This window comes from Rhodococcus sp. ARC_M6 (assembly GCF_022810305.1).
Lineage (GTDB): Bacteria > Actinomycetota > Actinomycetes > Mycobacteriales > Mycobacteriaceae > Rhodococcus_F.
The window spans coordinates 92395-109910 of the sequence record NZ_JALGQH010000014.1 but is presented as its reverse complement, the minus strand read 5'-3'; the positions used below and the strand labels follow the sequence as shown (position 1 = coordinate 109910).

Annotated in this window: 20 protein-coding genes; 8 read left to right on the top strand and 12 right to left on the bottom strand. The window is 61.1% G+C overall.

Annotated features, from left to right (window positions below; genetic code table 11):
- Positions 1-45 precede the first annotated feature (45 nt).
- Genes MTX36_RS16445 through MTX36_RS16435 form a run of 3 tightly spaced genes read right to left on the bottom strand, consistent with a single transcriptional unit; the run spans position 46 to position 1625 of the window.
- The gene (locus MTX36_RS16445; protein ID WP_243620801.1) at positions 46-342 is read right to left on the bottom strand and encodes a putative quinol monooxygenase; all 297 of its coding nucleotides are present in this window, start codon (positions 340-342) and stop codon (positions 46-48) included.
- A gap of 44 nt (positions 343-386) precedes the next feature.
- On the bottom strand, positions 387-1025 hold the full coding sequence (locus MTX36_RS16440; protein ID WP_243620800.1) for a carboxymuconolactone decarboxylase family protein: 639 nt from the start codon (positions 1023-1025) through the stop codon (positions 387-389).
- Between the two features lie 36 nt (positions 1026-1061).
- Positions 1062-1625, bottom strand: coding sequence for a VOC family protein (locus tag MTX36_RS16435; protein WP_094271385.1), 564 nt, complete (start codon positions 1623-1625; stop codon positions 1062-1064).
- 181 nt (positions 1626-1806) lie between these two features.
- On the opposite strand from MTX36_RS16435, the gene MTX36_RS16430 reads away from it, so the two are divergent.
- From MTX36_RS16430 to MTX36_RS16415, 4 genes are all read left to right on the top strand, one after another.
- Entirely contained in the window at positions 1807-2193 is a 387-nt protein-coding gene (locus tag MTX36_RS16430) for a nuclear transport factor 2 family protein (RefSeq protein WP_243620799.1), read from the top strand.
- The gene (locus MTX36_RS16425; RefSeq protein ID WP_243620798.1) at positions 2190-3374 is read left to right on the top strand and encodes an acyl-CoA dehydrogenase family protein; all 1185 of its coding nucleotides are present in this window, start codon (positions 2190-2192) and stop codon (positions 3372-3374) included. Before MTX36_RS16430 ends, MTX36_RS16425 begins: the two co-directional genes overlap by 4 nt.
- Positions 3365-4741, top strand: coding sequence for a phosphotransferase family protein (locus MTX36_RS16420; protein WP_243620797.1), 1377 nt, complete (start codon positions 3365-3367; stop codon positions 4739-4741). Before MTX36_RS16425 ends, MTX36_RS16420 begins: the two co-directional genes overlap by 10 nt.
- A gap of 113 nt (positions 4742-4854) precedes the next feature.
- Positions 4855-5535 carry a TetR/AcrR family transcriptional regulator gene (locus MTX36_RS16415; protein ID WP_279394693.1) on the top strand — a complete coding sequence of 227 codons (681 nt, stop codon included), beginning with the start codon at positions 4855-4857 and terminating at the stop codon, positions 5533-5535.
- Between the two features lie 42 nt (positions 5536-5577).
- On the opposite strand, the gene MTX36_RS16410 is transcribed toward MTX36_RS16415, so the two are convergent.
- Both MTX36_RS16410 and MTX36_RS16405 read right to left on the bottom strand, forming a co-directional pair.
- Positions 5578-6735 carry an acyl-CoA dehydrogenase family protein gene (locus MTX36_RS16410; RefSeq protein ID WP_243620795.1) on the bottom strand — a complete coding sequence of 386 codons (1158 nt, stop codon included), beginning with the start codon at positions 6733-6735 and terminating at the stop codon, positions 5578-5580.
- Positions 6736-6837: 102 nt separating this feature from the next.
- Complete coding sequence (locus MTX36_RS16405; RefSeq protein WP_243620794.1) at positions 6838-7638, bottom strand: crotonase/enoyl-CoA hydratase family protein; 801 nt, start codon at positions 7636-7638, stop codon at positions 6838-6840.
- 116 nt (positions 7639-7754) lie between these two features.
- On the opposite strand from MTX36_RS16405, the gene MTX36_RS16400 reads away from it, so the two are divergent.
- From MTX36_RS16400 to MTX36_RS16390, 3 genes are all read left to right on the top strand, one after another.
- Complete coding sequence (locus MTX36_RS16400) at positions 7755-8534, top strand: enoyl-CoA hydratase (RefSeq protein ID WP_243620793.1); 780 nt, start codon at positions 7755-7757, stop codon at positions 8532-8534.
- A 97-nt stretch (positions 8535-8631) separates the two neighbouring features.
- Positions 8632-9378: a CoA transferase subunit A gene (locus MTX36_RS16395; RefSeq protein WP_243620830.1), complete on the top strand. Its 747-nt coding sequence runs from the start codon at positions 8632-8634 to the stop codon at positions 9376-9378.
- Complete coding sequence (locus MTX36_RS16390; protein WP_243620792.1) at positions 9375-10022, top strand: CoA transferase subunit B; 648 nt, start codon at positions 9375-9377, stop codon at positions 10020-10022. Before MTX36_RS16395 ends, MTX36_RS16390 begins: the two co-directional genes overlap by 4 nt.
- A gap of 42 nt (positions 10023-10064) precedes the next feature.
- Here MTX36_RS16390 and MTX36_RS16385 read toward each other — a convergent pair whose 3' ends face one another.
- The 7 genes from MTX36_RS16385 to MTX36_RS16355 form a co-directional block, all read right to left on the bottom strand.
- Positions 10065-10817, bottom strand: coding sequence for an IclR family transcriptional regulator (locus tag MTX36_RS16385; RefSeq protein WP_243620791.1), 753 nt, complete (start codon positions 10815-10817; stop codon positions 10065-10067).
- Between the two features lie 42 nt (positions 10818-10859).
- Positions 10860-12050 (bottom strand): 4-hydroxybenzoate 3-monooxygenase, encoded by a 1191-nt coding sequence (locus tag MTX36_RS16380; RefSeq protein ID WP_243620790.1) that lies wholly within the window; start codon positions 12048-12050, stop codon positions 10860-10862.
- A gap of 250 nt (positions 12051-12300) precedes the next feature.
- On the bottom strand, positions 12301-13602 hold the full coding sequence (locus tag MTX36_RS16375) for an aromatic acid/H+ symport family MFS transporter (protein ID WP_243620789.1): 1302 nt from the start codon (positions 13600-13602) through the stop codon (positions 12301-12303).
- 218 nt (positions 13603-13820) lie between these two features.
- A complete protein-coding gene (locus tag MTX36_RS16370; protein ID WP_243620788.1) occupies positions 13821-14453 on the bottom strand; it encodes an alpha-ketoglutarate-dependent dioxygenase AlkB in 633 nt (210 codons plus the stop codon).
- Positions 14454-14662: 209 nt separating this feature from the next.
- On the bottom strand, positions 14663-15733 hold the full coding sequence (locus MTX36_RS16365; protein WP_243620829.1) for a HoxN/HupN/NixA family nickel/cobalt transporter: 1071 nt from the start codon (positions 15731-15733) through the stop codon (positions 14663-14665).
- Positions 15734-15923: 190 nt separating this feature from the next.
- Positions 15924-16253, bottom strand: a complete 330-nt coding sequence (locus MTX36_RS16360; protein ID WP_094271398.1) for a branched-chain amino acid transporter permease — start codon at positions 16251-16253, stop codon at positions 15924-15926.
- The gene (locus MTX36_RS16355) at positions 16246-16998 is read right to left on the bottom strand and encodes an AzlC family ABC transporter permease (RefSeq protein ID WP_374230495.1); all 753 of its coding nucleotides are present in this window, start codon (positions 16996-16998) and stop codon (positions 16246-16248) included. The genes MTX36_RS16360 and MTX36_RS16355 overlap by 8 nt, the downstream gene beginning before the upstream one ends.
- 76 nt (positions 16999-17074) lie before the next feature.
- Between MTX36_RS16355 and MTX36_RS16350 the strand changes: the two genes are divergently transcribed.
- The gene (locus MTX36_RS16350; protein WP_094271399.1) at positions 17075-17515 is read left to right on the top strand and encodes an Lrp/AsnC family transcriptional regulator; all 441 of its coding nucleotides are present in this window, start codon (positions 17075-17077) and stop codon (positions 17513-17515) included.
- The last annotated feature ends 1 nt before the right edge of the window (position 17516 follow it).

Here is a 17516-nt window from a genome sequence, read left to right as displayed (position 1 = left end):
CCGTCGTGACTGCGCGACAGGAGGCCTTCGTCTGAGCACGTTCGATCAGACCTGGGGGTCGACGGTTCCCGTCGTCAGAGACGGTGCACCGGCAAGTAGCGGTCCGAGGTCGGTGATAGCTCCCTCGCCGGCGCGGAACTTGCGGTATTCGGCGTCGTGCTCGGCCGATTCCCAGGTTTCGATGAATCGCCACGTGGTGGGGCTTTTGCTGTCGACGACCGTCGTCACGGAAATGCAACCGGGGAATGCTCGTGTTTCCTTGAGTACTCGCGTCATGACAGTACGTGCGGCATCGAGGGAATCAGGCTTGAATGAAAGTTCCAGGATGGCAACAAGTTCCATGTTCAGTCCTTACGTAGTGGGTAGTCTTCATGAAGACTAGCGGGTCATTCCCCGGAGAGGTCGGCGGACAGGTCGGCGACAACGACGCCGTCGGGAATTCGAACTTCCTCGATGAGTTCGGGGCGATCGTCGAATTCGAGTTTCAGAGCTCGGCAGATGGTGGCGTGCATGTCGTACATGCAGGTGATGTACGTCAGTTCCATGATCTGCTTGTCGGACAGGTGCGTTTTCAGGACTGCGAATACCTCGTCAGGTACGCGGCCGCCGTCGTAGACGAGTCCGTCGGTGTATGCGAGGACGGCACGTTCGATGTTGCTGAACAGGTCGCTGACCTGCCAGTGGGGGAGGGCCGCGATTTTCTCCTCGGTCATGCCCAGGGAGCGCATCTGCTTGCAGTGCTGGGAGAAGACGAATTGGCTGCCGCGTGCGTATCCGGCGCGGGCCTGGCCGAGCTCGCGCAGGAGTGGATCGAGGTCTGCATTGCGGTACAGAGCGAATCCCTTGACGGCATGGCGGAACACGTCGGGGGACTGAGCAAAGACGGACCACCAGTCGCCCGGGGTGCCGTGGATGGTGCCGTGATCGACGGCGGGGTCCTTGTCGGCGCCGAACAGACGGTCGTAGAAGAAGAGGATCTTCTCGTCGGTTACCTCGGAGCGGGGGATTTCGCGAAGACGCGGCATGCTGGTTCCTTTCGGGTTTTCAGAAATCTTTGGGTATCAGGAAGCGCTGGGAACGGTGCGGTCTGCGGCGGTCTTCGGTGTGTGTGCTACATCAGCCTCGGTGAATTCCTTGGTCCAGCAAGCAAATTCGAGAAGGACGCCATCGGGATCCTGGAAGTAGAAGGAACGGACGAAGGTTCCCTCATGGATCTCTCGCGACGCGCCCTCCGGGCTGTCGTCGTGGTTGAGGGTGATGCTCAGCGGCACGCCGTCGGCCTTGAGTCGCTTACGGTACTCGTCGAACTTCTCCGGCGGGACGGCAAACGCGACGTGATTCATCGAGCCGACAGCGCTGACGAGTTCGTCCCGGTCAGGCAGTCCGGCCGGTGCCGAGATTCCGGGAACTGCGTCGGGCGCATCCGCCAGCCAGAAGAACGCCAGCGTGTCTCCGTTTCCACAATCGAAGAAGAAATGCTGTCCGAGGTTGCCGGGAAGATCGAGCGTCTTGACGAGCGGCATACCCAGGGTTCCCGAGTAGAAGTCGACAGTGCGCTGCATGTCCGAGCACACGAGCGCGAGGTGATTGATTCCGCGGAATTCGAACTTCGGATTGGCGTTCATTGCGATCCTTTCGGGGGAATGGCATGGCGCGAAACGGGGCAAGAATGTGACTTGACAGTCATGTCATGTTCTTGGATAGTTTGTCCATACACACGTCATCTGTCAACACCCGGCTCCTTGCGGGCAGGGTCGGAGACAGTAGCTTGTGTGCTGTAACTGCCTTGAGGAGAAGCATTTTCGCATGAAGGACTTCGCAGATCGCTTCTTTGCCGCCGTCTCCGGTGGTGATGAAGCGACACTCACCGAACTGTATTCGCCGGACGCGCGCATCTGGCATAACGACGACGGGCTGGAGCAGACGGTTGCGGAGAATCTTCGCACCCTGCGCTGGCTATCCCGCACCCTCGAGAACTTCCGCTACGAAGACATCCGGCGCTACATGCTGCCCGACGGATTTGCTCAACAGCACGTCGTGCGCGGCACTCTTCCGGGACACGGCCCACTCGAGATTCCGGCCAGCCTGTTCGTCCGCGTCGAAAACGGACTGATCACTCGCATCGACGAGTACGTCGACTCGGCCGCCACCCGGCCCCTGCAACTTGCTGCTGCTACAAGGAGGCACTCATGACTGTGAACCAACCCGAAGGCGACATCGCCGAACTGCGTACCCGGTTGCGCGCTTTCATCGACGACGAGGTGATCCCGGTGGAATCCGTCCTCGCGAAAGAGGACGAGGCCGCCCACAAGACTCTCGGTCAACTGCGCTCGCGCGCAAAGGAACTAGGCCTGTGGGCGCTCGGGCACCCGGCAGACGTCGGCGGCGGCGGAGTTCCGTTCCTGGACTTCGTCTACCTCAACGAGGTCATCGGACGGTCCGAATTCGGCCAGCTGGCAGTCGGTTCGGTATCCATGCAGGACACCTTGATGTTGCGCAAGCACGGCACCGACGAGCAGAAGCAGCGGTGGATCCCGCCGATCGTCGCGGGAGAGTTCCTGCCGTCGGTCGGTTTGACCGAGCCGGATACCGCAGGCTCCGATCCCACGCTGATCGAGACCTACGCGGAACTCGACGGCGACACCTGGGTTATCAACGGGCACAAGTGGTTCACCACTGGTGTGGCGAACGCGGGGTACTGCTCGGTCTTCGCTCGCACGGAGCCTGAGTCGACGCCCCGGCACTCCCGGATCAGCGCGATCATCGTGCCGACCGACACCCCCGGGTTCGAAATTGTCCGGTCGATCCCGACCATGGGCCACGACCCCAGCGATCACTACGAGGTCCGGCTCACCGACGTTCGAGTGCCGGCGGCCAATCTCCTCGGCGAACGGGGCAAGGGCTTCGTCGTCGCCCAAGACCGTCTCGGACCCGGCCGCATCTTCCATTGCATGCGCTGGCTCGGTCAGGCGCAGCGCGCATTCGAGTTGATGTGTGAGCGCGCGAATACTCGCTACGTACATGGGTCGCTTCTTGCCGAGAAAGGCGAGATCCACCGGTACATAGCGGAATCCGCGGCACAGATTCAGGCAGCCCGTCTGATGACCCTCGACGCGGCCCGTGTGATGGATTCCGGCGAGGATGCTCGAATCCAGATCGGTCTCGTGAAGTTCTGGGGAGCCCGGATGCTGCACGACGTCATCGATCGCGCCATCCAGGTGCACGGCGCACTCGGACTGACCGCCGACACCCCACTCGAACGGATGTACCGCCAGGCGCGCTATGCGCGCGTCTACGACGGTCCGGACGAGGTACACCGCATGTCGACTGCGCGTCGACTGCTACGCGACCCCAGTGCCGCGCCATGGCTGTGACTCACGCTGCCGGCAGTCTCGGTGACGGAATCCTGCTTGCGCTCAGTGACGCCTTCGGCGCTGAAATGACCGTCGGCGAACCTCGTCAGCTCACCGGTGGCGCGAGCCGTCAGATCTGGGCGGTCGAGGTTTGCGATGTGGACGGCCGATCGCAGGACGTTGTGCTGCGACGGGATCCACCCGGGCACGGCGACGCCGACCGGATGCGAGCCGAGGTGGCATGCCTGCGGGCAGCCTCCGCAGTCGGAGTTCCTGTTCCGGCTGTCCTTGCATCGGGGGATACGGCACCGGGCATAGATGCCCCGTATCTGGTGATGGACATGGTTGTCGGTGAGTCGATCCCGCGTAAATTGCAGCGGGATCCCGAGTTCGACGAGGTGCGGACGCATCTCGCCGAGGACATGGGTTACGTGCTCGGACAGATTCACAGTGCCGACACCGGGACTCTCGGGATGCTCGACAGCAGCGACCCGTTGGACGCGCTCGAGGCTGTGTACCGGGGTATGGACCAACCTCGTCCCGCCGTTGAGGTTGGACTTCGATGGCTTCGGGACAACCGGCCGGCCAAACGTCCGGAGGCGTTGGTACACGGCGACTTTCGGCTCGGTAATGTGTTGGTCGACGGCGCCGGAATTCGCGGAGTGCTGGACTGGGAACTTGCTCACCTCGGTGATCCGATCGAGGATCTCGGCTGGCTCTGCGTGCGCGCGTGGCGTTTTGGCGCGCAGCTGCCGGTCGCGGGGATAGGTACCCGCGAACAATTACTCGATGGTTATGAACGCGCCACGGGCATTCGGCCGTCGGACACTGAACTGCACTGGTGGGAGGCGTACGGCACGCTGCGGTGGTTGGTGCTGAGTCAGTTCCAGTCGCAGCGGCACCTCGGTGGCGCCGAGGAGTCCATCGAACTGGCCGCGATCGGACGACGAGTGTGTGAGTCCGAGTACGACCTGCTTCTGATTCTCGGTCTGCTCGACGACGTCGCGTCGCTACCGGACGTGACGGCTCCGTCGTTGCACGACCGTCCGAGCCTGTCGGAGATTCTCGAACTCGTCGCCGACACTCTTCGCGATGATGTTGCTCCAGTGCTCGACGGGGTGAACGAACGCGAAAGGTACCTGCTGAGGATCTGCGTCAACCTGCTGGGCATAGCAGGACGGGAGCTCGGTGCCGGCGACAGCACGGGGGAGTTGGCGGACTTGCTCGCAGCTCTCGATTGCACATCCGAAGCTGACCTTGCCGATCGAATTCGGGTAGGCGTCATCTCGTACTCGGATGCAGCCGTTGGTCGGCTGATCTCGACCTCGGTACTTGCCCGGCTGCGCGTGGCGAATCCGCGGCACTTGCTTCGGCTGTCGCACAACTGATTTCGAATTGGACTCGACCCTTCCCGTGTGGCATGTCTACGCTGGAGGGGTCGAGCGCTTTGTATTCGCCGAGTTAACATGACTTGACAGTCATGTCAGTTTCTTGGAGACTCATGACGGTGAGTAAGTTATCTGCCGGCACACCCTCAGCGCCGCCGTCCGTCGACACCCTGACTGCGCGGGGTCGAAAGACGCGGGACAGCGTGCTCGACGCAGCGCGCAAGGTCTTCGAGGACGTTGGGTTTCTCGAAACCCGCGTCGAGCAGATAGCTCAGGAAGCGTCAGTCTCCTACGGAACCTTCTACCGGTACTTCGAGTCGAAAGACGACGTGTTCCAAGAGTTGAGCACCAGGCTCTTCGACGACGTGCATCGCCGTGAACCTCTCGATCCCGACCTGTCTCCCGCGGAGAGATTGATTGCCACCAACCGGCTGTACTACCAGGCGTACCGCCGCAATGCGAAGCTCATGGCCATTGTTGAACAGGTCGCGACATTCAACACCGAATTTCGCGAACTTCGCCACGAACATCGTCGCCAGCTGATCGATCGGACGGCCCGGGCTATCGCTCGCTGGCAGGAGCAGGGCGACGTCCGAGCATCCCTCGATCCGGTCATGGCTGCCCGCGCTATGGCGGCGATGGTCGACCACACCCTGTATCTGTGGTTGGTCCAGGGCGACGAGGCGGACGAGGTGAGCCTGCTCGATACTTTGGATCAGATGTGTATCGGCGCACTCGGTCTCGAACTTGGTGAGTCCGAGACCGAGCGCATCGGTCCGCTCGGCCATCAGTGACGTGAACGGCCTTGTCCGTCAATCCTGTTCAAGGATCTCGAGTCAGCGAAACTCGGCGGCGATGTCCCGGCCAATGATTTCCTTCATGATCTCGGTGGTGCCGCCGTAGATGGTCTGAATCCGGGAATCGACGTAGGCACGGCCGATCGGGTATTCCATCATGTAGCCGTAGCCCCCGTGCAACTGCACGCAGCGGTCGACGATGCGTTTCTGAAGTTCCGTCGCCCACCACTTGCTCATCGACGCATCAACTGCCGTGAGCTCGTCGGCATTCAACGCGATAACTGCACGGTCGATATGTGATTCGGTCACCTCGATTTCCGTACGCATTTCCGCAAGGGCGAATCGGGTGTTCTGAAGATCGCCGATCGGCTTTCCGAACGCCTTTCGTTCGAACACGTAGTTCTTGGTCCACTCGTAGGCCGCGCGGGCAGCCACGATTGCCGACACTGCGATGGAGATCCGCTCGAGCGGAAGGTTTTCCATCAGGTGCTGGAATCCCTTGCCTTCGGCGCCGAGGAGGTTCTCCGCCGGAACGCGCACGTTCTCGAAGACAAGTTCTGCGGTGTCCTGAGCGGCCAGTCCGACCTTGTGGAGCTTGCGTCCGCGGGTGAACCCGGGAGCGCCGCGTTCGACGGCAATCAGTGAGAAGCCCCTCGACCCGGCGTCCGGATCGGTGCGACACACGACGATCACAAAATCGGAGTGGATTCCGTTGGTAATGAACGTCTTCTGGCCGTTGATTACCCACTCGTCGCCGTCCCGAACTGCGGAAGTCCGAACGCCTTGCAGGTCCGAGCCGGCACCGGGTTCGGTCATGGCGATCGCGGTGATCACCTCACCGCTAGCCATTCGAGGCAGCCAGCGGGCCTTCTGCTCCTCGGTGCCGAGATGCAGGATGTACGGGACGACGATGTCGTCGTGCACACTCAGGCCGGAGCCGAACGACGTAGTGCCGGTGCGGGCGAATTCTTCGAACGCGACATGCCGGAACCGATAATCGGTGACGCCCGCGCCGCCGTATTCTTCGGGGATGTTGAGGCCGAGGATGCCGGCCGCGCCGGCAGCGACCCACGCCGTGCGGTCGACAAGCCGATCCTCTTCCCACTTCGCGTAGTGAGGTTCGATCTGACGGGCGAGGAATTCGCGGACGGTTGCGCGGTAGTCCTCGTGGTCGGCTTCGAAGTGCTTACGTTGCATCGGGTTTCTGCCTCAGGCTCGGTGTTCAGGCACGTCGGGTGGTGATGGGAACCCGGCGTGTGTAGGGCGATTGTCTTGGAGCGGAAGGTGACTCGATTGAGGTCAGCGTCCCTGCCATGCCGGTGGACGCTTTTCAGCGAAGGCCTTCGGGCCTTCCTGGGCGTCAGCGCTGGTGAAGACCACTTTCATGGCCTGAGCGTTCTTGTCCCACGCGTCCTGCTCCCAATCCGAAGAATTAGCAGTGCGGTGGATCATGGCCTTCGACTCGCGGACCGAGAGGGGGGCGTTCGCAGCGATCTGTTCGGCCAGTTCGAGGGCCAGTTCGAGGGCTGTACCAGCCGGTGCCACCCGGTTGACCAGGCCCAGGGCCAGTCCGTCGGCGGCACTGATGGGTTCGCCGGTGAGTGCGAGTTCGAGAGCGATTTTGCGGGGAATCTGCTGCTGCATGCGAATCACGCCGCCGGCTGCGGCAAACAGTCCGCGCTTGACCTCCGGCAGGCCCAGTTGTGCCTGCTCGTCGATGACGGCGAGGTCCGACGCAAGGACGAGTTCTGTGCCGCCGCCCAGCGCAAATCCGTTGACTGCGGCGATGGTCGGCTTGCTCACCCAGTGCTGGGCGTACCCCGCGAAGCCCCACTCCGGATGGCCGTCGGCATCGAGTGACGCGCCGCTACCGAGTGCTTTCAGATCGGCGCCCGCGCAGAAAGCGCGTCCGGCGCCGGTGATGACGATGACGCGGACGTCATTGTCCGTGTCGGCCTGCTCGATCAGTGTGCCGACGGCTGTCGCCAGCTCGCCGTTGACCGCGTTAAGCGCGCGTGGACGATTCAGGGTGATGATTGCGATTGGTCCTCGGCGCTCGTAGAGAGCGGCGGGCTCGGCAGTGATCGATTCGTCGGCCACAGGGACTCCTTAAATCTGTACTATGGTTACTTAACGCTCGCTAAATAGCTACCATCTGGGCGGCCGCAGGTCAAAAATCTGGTTCTCGTGTCCAGTGCTACGTAAAGGAATTCGCCATGACCACCGTCGATCCCGGTGTCGTTTGCACTGTCGAGGACAACATTCTTCGCGTCACAATCAGCCGCCCTGCCAGCATGAATGCCGTCAATGTCGAAACGCTCGACGCGATAGTCGATGCATTCGAGCGGCATTCGGACGACCCGCACGTACGGGTCGCAGTTCTCGCCGGTTCCGGGCGGGCCTTCTGCACCGGTGCCGACTTGGCGGGCGTGGATCTGTCCAGCCCGTCGTCGCCCGAGACCATCGACGCAGCCAATCGAGTCGTCGCCACCATTCGGGCGTTTCCGCGTCCGGTGATCGGGGCTGTGCGCGGTCCGGCTGCCGGTGTCGGAGTGTCGCTGGCGTTGGCCTGCGACCTCACGGTGACCTCCGAATCCAGCTACTTCCTGCTGGCCTTCGCCAGGATCGGGCTGATGCCCGACGGTGGTGCCACGGCACTGGTTGCGGCATCGGTCGGTCGCGCGCGAGCGATGCGGATGTCGCTGTTGGCTGAGCGGCTTACTGCATCGGATGCTTTGCAGGCCGGGCTCATTGCCCAGGTGTATGCGGACGGTGAATTCGATGCGGAGGTCGAGGTTCTCGCTCGCCGTCTGGTCGACGGCCCGGCAACTGCCTTTCATCGGACGAAAGACGCGATCAACGACGCCACGCTCGGTCAACTCGACGCTGCTTTCAAGCGCGAGCGATCGGGTCAGCTGGAACTGCTGGCGGGTGCCGACTTTGCCGAAGGTGTCAGCGCTTTCCAGAACAAACGTCCGGCAAAGTTCGGGCGGTAGTTGCGGGCATCTCCTGTGAGACGCTGAGCCCTAGCAGTGTTCGCAATGCGTACTGGGGTTCACAATACGCACGCTTCGCGCTACTGTCATAAACATGATGGACAAAGTCATTCCCACTGCAGCCGAGGCCGTCGCGGACGTGCCGGACGGCGTAACTATTGCTGTCGGAGGATTCGGGCTCGTCGGAGTGCCGGAAATCCTCATCAATGCACTGCTCGAGCAAGGCGCGACGTCGATCGAGACCGTGAGCAACAACTGCGGTACCGACGGCTTCGGGCTTGGTGTGCTCCTCGAACACGGGCGGATCCGCCGGACTATCAGCTCGTACGTCGGCTCCAACAAGGAGTTCGCCCGCCAGTACCTCGGCGGTGAATTGGAAGTCGAACTCACGCCGCAGGGAACACTCGCCGAGCGCATGCGCGCCGGCGGAGCGGGTATTCCGGCATTCTTCACTCCGGCGGGTGTCGGTACTCAGGTTGCCGACGGTGGCCTGCCACTGCGCTACGACGGTAATGGCGGCATCGCACTTGCCAGCCCGCCCAAGGAAACTCGCGAGTTCGACGGTGTTACTTACGTGATGGAACGCGGCATCGTCGCCGACTACGCACTCGTTCATGCGTGGAAGGGTGATCGCCACGGCAACCTCGTCTACCGCGCGAGCACACAGAACTTCAATCCTGCTGCGGCAACGTCGGGTCGGATCACCATCGCTCAGGTAGAGCACCTCGTCGAGCCGGGCGAACTCGATCCTGCCGAAATTCACACCCCCGGCATCCATGTTCAGCGAGTGGTCCACGTCGGCCCCGTGAACGTCGGCATCGAGAATCGGACGGTACGAGCATGACCGCAGTGACACCCACCAAACTCACCCGTGAAGAGATGGCGGCGCGAGTCGCACGCGAACTCGAGGACGGGCAGTACGTGAACCTCGGCATCGGCATGCCGACCCTGGTTCCGAATTATCTTCCGACTGACATCACCGTCGTATTGCATTCGGAGAACGGCGTTTTGGGTGTCGGACCGTACCCGACCGAAGATGAACTCGATCCGGAATTGATCAATGCAGGTAAGGAAACCATCACGGTTCTCCCTGGTGCGTCGTTCTTCGACTCCTCGGCCTCGTTCGGCATGATCCGCGGCGGTCAGGTAGACGTCGCGGTGCTCGGTGCCATGCAGGTCAGTGCAACTGGTGACCTCGCGAACTGGATGATTCCCGGCCACATGGTCAAGGGGATGGGCGGCGCGATGGATCTGGTCCACGGGGCAAAGCGCGTCATTGTCATGATGGAACACGTCTCCAAGATGGGTGAGCACAAGATCGTCGAAGAGTGCTCACTTCCGTTGACCGGCAAGGGTTGCGTTCAGCGGATCATCACGGACATGGCTGTTATCGACGTGACTGCCGACGGTCTGGCTCTGGTCGAAACGGCGCCGGGTGTGAGCGTCGACGACGTAGTTGCTGCGACCGGTGCGAAACTGATTCTCTGACGGAGGTTGATACGGCGCGGGTTCGCATAGTTCCCGCGCCGATCAGTCGAGGAATGCCAGATCGATTCTTCGTGAGATGCCGCGTGCCGCAGCAATCAATGCCGGGACCAGTGGAGCTGGATCATGCTCTACCGGAACGACAATCGACACGGCCGCGACGACGGACCCCCGACCTTTTCGGACCGGTGCGGCCAAGGCGAGTGTTCCGGCGTTCAAGTGCTCACGGCAGGTGACAAAGCCGGTGCGTCGGATGTCGTCGAGTTTGGTGCGCAGCACGTGTTCGGAGGTAATGGTTTGAGGGGTAAACGATTCCAGCCCTCGGTCGAGTACTCGATCAAGGAGTTCGGCACCGCCGTGGGCCAGCAGAATCAATCCTCCGCTTGACGCGTGGAGGGGCAACCTCCCGCCGGCTCTGCCGATCACCGAGACAGCAGAGTGTGCCGACAAGCGTTCGAGATACAAGGCCTCGACGCCCTCACGAACTACCAGTTGCACGTTCTCGTGAGTGGCTTCGTAGAGGTCTTCGAGGAAGGGCAACGCCACGTGCCGCAAACCGTGAGCGCCCGGCGCCAGTGCCCCGAGTTCCCAGAGGCGCACACCGATCTCGTACTTACCGTCATCCATTCGCTCGAGTGCGCGATGGACGATCAGTTGCCCACACAATCGGTGAACAGTCGGTAGCGGCAGACCGGTACGCCGACTGATCTCGGATTGGCTCAACCGGGGAGAGCCGGCGTCGAATGCGCCGAGCACGGTAAATGCGCGGCCGATCAGGGAACGGTCATCGACTGTCACCTCTTTATTGTGACTGACAGTCGACGACCATTCGAGCCGGCACTAGAAGATCAGGGGTGTGCCGACGTAGTTCTCGGCGATCAGTGTGCGGCCCGCGACAGAACGGGTCACCATGTCGAGTTCAGCCAACTGGCGGCGGTGACCGAAACCTGATTCGTCGGGCAGTCGATGGAGCATCGACGACATCCACCACGAGAAGTGCTGCGTCCGCCAGATTCGCGGAAGGACCGTCGCGGTGTAGGCCTCCAACAGCTTTCGATCCGAGTTCACGAAGAAGTGGTCCATCGCCTTCGAGAGCACAAAGACGTCTGCGATGGCAAGATTCATGCCCTTCGCGCCGGTAGGTGGCACGGTATGTGCGGCGTCGCCGGCGAGGAACAGATTGCCGTGCTGCATCGGCTCGCAGACGAAACTGCGGAACTGAAGAATCGACTTCTGAAAGATCTTGCCGTCCTTGATCTCTGCGCCTTCGCCGTCGACGCGCTGGTGCAATTCATCCCAGATTCGATCGTCGGACCAGTTGTCCACGGAATCGTTGGGGTCGACCTGAAGGTAGTGGCGCTGAACGTCGGGAGTGCGAGTGCTGATCAGTGCGAAACCGCGCTCATGATTGGCGTAGATCAGTTCGTCCGATGACGGCGGTGCTTCCGCGAGGATTCCGAACCAGGCGAACGGGTACTGGCGGAAATGATCGGTCCGTACCGTGGATTCGGGGATGAGCTTCCGCGTTTCGGTTCGAGAACCGTCGCAACCGGCTACAAGAGCGCAATCGAGCTTTTGCTCGTTTCCGTCGGAATCGACGAAAGTGATACTCGGGGTATCTGATTCGTGGCCGTGGACGCGGGCTTCGGAGACTCCGAAGCGAATGTCGCCGCCGTCTGCAAGGCGACGTTCGATCAGATCCTTGAGTACCTCGTGCTGGGGATAGACCGTGACCGCGCGACCATCTGTCAATTCGTCGAACGCGATGCGATGTCCGCGACCACCGAAACGCAATTCGATTCCGTGATGCTCCAACCCTTCTCGCTTCAACCGGTCACCGAGACCGGTGTCCACCATGAGATCGACAGTGTTCTGCTCGAGTACACCGGCACGGATCGTGCCTTCGACCTCCACGCGGGTACGGGATTCGAGTACCACGGAATCAATGCCCTGCAGGTGCAATAGGTGCGAGAGCATGAGGCCGGCCGGGCCACCTCCGATGATTCCGACCTGGGTGCGCGTGGTGGCCATGTGAAGACTCCTGGTTGTGCTGAGGATTGGTTTTGGCGATTCCCACTACCTTCGCCTCTCAGCTCATGGCCTAGCTAGTGTCAATTTCACTGAGTGAAAGTTTACTTTTTCACGCTCGCAGTATCGTCCTCGGCGTTTCGAGATATGTAGTGATTTCCTGAGGCTCTCGAGGTTGAATCTCGTTCGGATACAAGAAAAGTCGGTAGACGAGAATGTCTCGTCTACCGACTCTTGCCTACTGGTCCGGACGTCAGGGGGCGTCAGTACCGATGTTGCGGGTCGAGGAGATCGCAACCAGACCGATCAGGCCGACCAGTGCAAAGGCGTAGAAGCCCCACGGCACTGCGTATCCGGCACCGAGCAGTGCGCCGCCGAGGATCGGGCCGCAGATTGCGCCGAGACGTCCGACGCCGGCCGACCATCCGAGGGCCGTCGCGCGGATGTGCGCGGGATGGTTTGCGCTGGTGAAGGCATACACGAGCACCTGGGCGCTGAAGACGAAGCAGCCGGCCAGGAACACCATGACGTAGATGGCGCCGCCTGCCTTGACACTGAGCAGCGCCAGGAAGATGGCCGCACCGGTGAACCACACGATGGCAGCCGTGCGGGGGCCGACCTTGTCGGCAACGCGGCCCGCGACGAGCAGGCCGACGACGGCACCGGCATTGAGGATCAGCAGGAACGTCAGAGCTGCACCGAGTTCGTAGCCGGCCTCACGCATGATCGTCGGTAGCCAGGTGTTGAGGCCGTAGACGAGAAGCAGACCCATGAACGAAGTGACCCAGATAGCGATGCTGTTCCGCAGGAACTTCGGCGAGAAGAGCATCTTGACCGGGTTGGTTGCGCTTGCGACGGGTGCATCAGCGGATGCATCGGCGGCCGGCGCGGCCTCGAGTACGAGTCCGTACTGCGCGGCGATTTGTTCGGCCTCTTCACGACGGCCGTGGGCGAGCAGGTAAGCCGGCGATTCCGGCAAGTACTTGATCATCAACGGAATCAGCACCAGCGCCGGTGCTGCGCCGACGATGAACATCGAATGCCAGCCGAACGGGTCGATCAGCACGAGGGCGAGAGCTGCGGTGGCGACGGCTCCGACGTGGTAGCCGGTCATCAGCATCGTGGAGGCAGAGCCTCCGCCTTGCTTCTTCGAGAATTCGTTCACCAGGACCAACGCGGTGGGAAGTGCGCCGCCCAGGCCGATTCCGGCGAGGAAGCGGAGCGCTCCGAAGATGAACGGGTTGGGTGCAACTGCGCACAGCAGCGTCAACAGCGAGAAGGCCGCGACCGAATAGATCAGTGCCTTGCGTCGACCGATGATGTCGGTGAGGGTGCCGATGGTCAGTGCACCGATCGTCATGCCGACGAGGCCGAACGTCGAAATGATCGTGATCGCGCTTGTGCTCAGATTCCAGTCGCCGTACTCGCGCAGCGAGGGGATGACTGCACCCAGGACCACGAGGTCGAATCCGTCGAGGAGGACGGCGATCCAACACAGTGGGGCGACCCACATCGCGGCGCGAACGCGTGTCGCGGGTCGTTCGATAGTGCTCATTGCTTTCTCCAGGACATAGACGGAAGAGCCATTGTTCGTATAACGAACACATGTTCACGGGTTGTTCGCATGATTGTTGAGTGGCTCACATACGAATGTCAAACCGCCCATATGCAGGGAAACCGGTCAGTTTCCTCAAGGACGCCCTGGAGATGCGGCCGTCGCCGGCGTCCGGCAGCTGGCCTTGTGTGGTGACGGGGCCGGTCTGGATTGTGCCGTTACCTGACTCCGAGAGTGCGGAACTGAACGCTGATTCTGGGGCCGAGTGCGCGGGCGCTCTTGGGTACGCAGTGCTCCCACGTCCGTTGGCATGAACCGCCCATGACCAGAAGATCGCCATGACCGAGGTTGAAGCGGATCGATTCACCACCGCCGCGCGGCCGAAGCAGTAGCGGGCGGGCTGCGCCGAGCGACAGGATGGCCACCATCGTGTCTTCCGTGCGACTACGCCCGGTGTCGTCTCCGTGCCAGGCGACGCTGTCGGAGCCGTCGCGGTAGAAGCACAGGCCGGACGTGGTGAACGGTTCGCCGAGTTCGTCGCGGTAATGCCGGCTCAATGCGTTTTTCGCCTCGGCGAGTAGGGGATCCGGTAGAGGTTCGTTCTCGTTGTAGAAACGCACCAGACGGGGGACATCGACGACACGGTCGTACATCTGGCGTCGTTCGGCGCGCCAGGGTACGGAATTCTCGAGGTTGTCGAAAACTGCTGCCGACCCCGTCAGCCAAGCCGGCCGATGATCGACCCACGCGCCTGCTGTGAGGCGGCGTCGCTGCAGGGTGTGGTCGAGATCGGCCAACGAGACGCCGAGGTCACCGTTGTCGAAGAGCGACGGTTGCATCATGGCGGTCATAGGATCCACGGTACACCCGTTATCGAACATATGTTCTATAACTGTGGCGGAGCTTAGCCGCTTCAATGTCGCGGATTCTCTGCTGGAGGTGGAGGGCGGCCCACCTCCCGGCGAGTGACAGCCGGGCGGCAGACCTACTTTGCGGCAGACCCCTCGCTCCGAAATTGCGGCCGCTCTCGTTCTGTACCCACGAAGTTCGGCGGCGAAACCTACGCAGATTCAGCTGCCGCCGCAGATTGCGCTTGCCAACGCTCCTCGATACGGCCCAACTTCCATACCGCGACGGCTACGAGCCAGGTGACGACGAATAACCCCACGATGATGAAACCCATCGCACCCAAATCGAGATTTCCGACGGCACCCAGAATTCCGGTATCGATATCGAGTTTCTCGGTGAAGATCGAGATGATTTCCTGTGTTCCGATGAGTAGAGCGACTGCGACGGACAAGCCTGTGATCACCATGTTGTAGTAGATCTTTCGGACCGGCTGCGCAAAGGCCCAGCCATAGGCGAAGTTCATGAACGATCCGTCGATCGAGTCGAACAGAGCCATGCCTGCGCAGAAGAGAATTGGCAGGACCATGATCGAGTACCAGGGCAATCCGGTCACGGCGGCGCCGCCGGCTATCACCAGGAGTCCGACTTCAGTGACGGTGTCGAAGCCCAAACCGAAGAGCAATCCCACGGGGTACATGTGCCAGGGTTTGCGCACCATTTTCATGACCGGTCCCAGAATCTTGTTCAGGGCTCCGCGGTTGTCCAACTCCTTCTCGAGTTGCTCCTCGTCGAAATTTCCCGCCTTGTATTTGGTGTAGACGCGGTGAATCCCGATGAGCGACACAAGATTCAGGACGCCGATCAGGATGAGGAAGGTGCCGGAAATGGTGGTTCCAAATAGGCCGGTCCACTTTGCGAGATCGGAATTGTCGTCGGAGAGGCTCGAGGCCAACTGACGGACGCCCAGCGCAAGCAGGGCTACGAGAACGAAGACGATCGTTGAGTGCCCGAGTGAGAACCAAAACCCTACGGACATAGGTTTTTTACCGTCGGCCACAAGTTTGCGTGTGGTGTTGTCGATGGCCGCAATATGGTCGGCGTCGAATGCATGGCGCATTCCGAGCGTGTAGGCAGTGACGCCGAGTCCGATGCCGAAGACGCTGCCTTCGATCGTGTAATGACCAGGGACTACCAGGCCGAGGAGGACGCCCCAGCCGAGGGCGTTGAGCGCCACTACTGTGACAGTCATTCCGATGATGCTGCGACGCTGGGGGCGGTCCAAGCTCCGCCACGCGCCGATGATTCTTGTCCCTGTCGCGTTTGTCGTCGTCATCGAACACCGCCGATTTCGAGTTGTGGACCGATTTGCACCACTGAAATCGTATATGTGTTCAGCTGTTCAGATAAGGGTATTCAGGTTACAAATTGCCCATCTGGGAGTAAAGGTGCTTTGCTTCCGGATGGGCAGTGAGTCACGCAAAAACGGTATTGACCATGCCCACGTACAAGGCTGTGCCGACGACGATGCTCAGGACCGCATTCTTGCGCCACAAGTGGATTCCGGCGGTGACCGCGACGGCAACCAATTCCGGAATCCCGTGCGACGGGCCGGTGACCGAGACGTTTTTCAGCGAGTACATCACCAGGATCAGCATGATCCCGGCCGGCATGTAGATGCCGAGGTAGGCGACGAGCGCCGACGAACGGAGAGGTTTCAACACTGCAAACGGTATGGCGCGCAACGCGAATGTAACGATCGCCATCGTCGCGACGGCACTGAAGATGTACGTGGTGTCAGGCATCGGTGCTCGCCTTGTGCTGAATTGTTCGCTGGTTGACGACGTAACGGACGATCAGGAACGCAACAAACCCGCCCATTGCGATCGGCAGGACGTGCTCGGGTGCGATCAGACGAGCCAGCAGAGCGCAGGTTACTGCTGCCGCGGGAATCACGAATCCGCTCTGGGCGCGCATCGCCTCGATCGACAAGACGACAAACAGTGCTGTGAGCGCAAAATCCAGGCCGACAAGGGAATCGGGAATCCACTGCCCGGCCGTAGCTCCGAGAATTGCGCCGCCAACCCAGTAGCTGTGCAGGAAGAGTTGGGAGAAAACGATGACACGGCCCGACAGCGCTTTAGGGTCGGTGGTGACCGACATTGCGTAGGCCTCATCCGTGAGGGCGAACATGCTGTAGAAGCGCGCGAGAGGATTCTGCACCTTGTTCAGCGGAAAGCTCAACGCGTAGAAGACATGTCGAAAGTTGACCAGCAATGCCGTCAGTGCGATGTATGGCAGCGGGGTCATTGCGGCAACCATGCCGACCGCAATGAACTCGAGTGATCCGGCGTAGATCAACGAGGTGAAAACTATTGCCCACCAAGGATTCAGGCCCTGTTGTACAACAAGGACGCCGAGGGCAACGCCGAGCGGCAACAGGCCGATGCCGACCGGCAGTGACAGCTGAAAGGCGCGTTGCCACGCCGGGCTCTGAGAGTGGGCATCGACGGCAGTTGTGTCCGTCGATGTTGATGATTCGATCACCACGAAAATGTAGTACAAAATGCGAGGTTTACGATTGCCCAGAATGCGCAAATTTTGAATTCTGCGCAATAATATCCGCATGGATGCCATGGATGACGCAATTTTGTTCCACCTCCGTCAGGACTCCAGTCTGACCAACACGGAATTGGCTGATCTGGTGGGGCTGACGCCGTCGCCGTGCCTACGTCGGGTCAAGAAACTCGAGGCCGACGGTGTCATCACCGGCTACCGGGCTGTTGTTAGTCCGGAAGCCCTCGACCGGGGGTTTCAGGTGATCGTGACCGCGGAGATCAGCGTCAACGACCAAGCCACCATCGAGGATTTCGAATCGCGTGTGGCAGCCTTCGACGAGGTGATCGAATGTCGACGACTCTTCGGGATCCCCGACTACTTCATCCGCGTCGCAGTCAAGGATCTCGCGACCTACGAACAGTTCTTGGCCACCAAACTCAGCGGCCTGCCGGCGGTGTCGCGGGTGACCTCGCTCATCACGATGAAGACGATCAAGAGTGTGGACTGAA

Bases quoted from the DNA above. Each gene is read 5' to 3' on its own strand.
- MTX36_RS16445 (WP_243620801.1), bottom strand. From the start codon at position 342: ATGGAACTTGTTGCCATCCTGGAACTTTCATTCAAGCCTGATTCCCTC.
- MTX36_RS16440 (WP_243620800.1), bottom strand. From the start codon at position 1,025: ATGCCGCGTCTTCGCGAAATCCCCCGCTCCGAGGTAACCGACGAGAAG.
- MTX36_RS16435 (WP_094271385.1), bottom strand. From the start codon at position 1,625: ATGAACGCCAATCCGAAGTTCGAATTCCGCGGAATCAATCACCTCGCG.
- MTX36_RS16430 (WP_243620799.1), top strand. From the start codon at position 1,807: ATGAAGGACTTCGCAGATCGCTTCTTTGCCGCCGTCTCCGGTGGTGAT.
- MTX36_RS16425 (WP_243620798.1), top strand. From the start codon at position 2,190: ATGACTGTGAACCAACCCGAAGGCGACATCGCCGAACTGCGTACCCGG.
- MTX36_RS16420 (WP_243620797.1), top strand. From the start codon at position 3,365: ATGGCTGTGACTCACGCTGCCGGCAGTCTCGGTGACGGAATCCTGCTT.
- MTX36_RS16415 (WP_279394693.1), top strand. From the start codon at position 4,855: ATGACGGTGAGTAAGTTATCTGCCGGCACACCCTCAGCGCCGCCGTCC.
- MTX36_RS16410 (WP_243620795.1), bottom strand. From the start codon at position 6,735: ATGCAACGTAAGCACTTCGAAGCCGACCACGAGGACTACCGCGCAACC.
- MTX36_RS16400 (WP_243620793.1), top strand. From the start codon at position 7,755: ATGACCACCGTCGATCCCGGTGTCGTTTGCACTGTCGAGGACAACATT.
- MTX36_RS16395 (WP_243620830.1), top strand. From the start codon at position 8,632: ATGGACAAAGTCATTCCCACTGCAGCCGAGGCCGTCGCGGACGTGCCG.
- MTX36_RS16390 (WP_243620792.1), top strand. From the start codon at position 9,375: ATGACCGCAGTGACACCCACCAAACTCACCCGTGAAGAGATGGCGGCG.
- MTX36_RS16380 (WP_243620790.1), bottom strand. From the start codon at position 12,050: ATGGCCACCACGCGCACCCAGGTCGGAATCATCGGAGGTGGCCCGGCC.
- MTX36_RS16375 (WP_243620789.1), bottom strand. From the start codon at position 13,602: ATGAGCACTATCGAACGACCCGCGACACGCGTTCGCGCCGCGATGTGG.
- MTX36_RS16370 (WP_243620788.1), bottom strand. From the start codon at position 14,453: ATGACCGCCATGATGCAACCGTCGCTCTTCGACAACGGTGACCTCGGC.
- MTX36_RS16360 (WP_094271398.1), bottom strand. From the start codon at position 16,253: ATGCCTGACACCACGTACATCTTCAGTGCCGTCGCGACGATGGCGATC.
- MTX36_RS16350 (WP_094271399.1), top strand. From the start codon at position 17,075: ATGGATGCCATGGATGACGCAATTTTGTTCCACCTCCGTCAGGACTCC.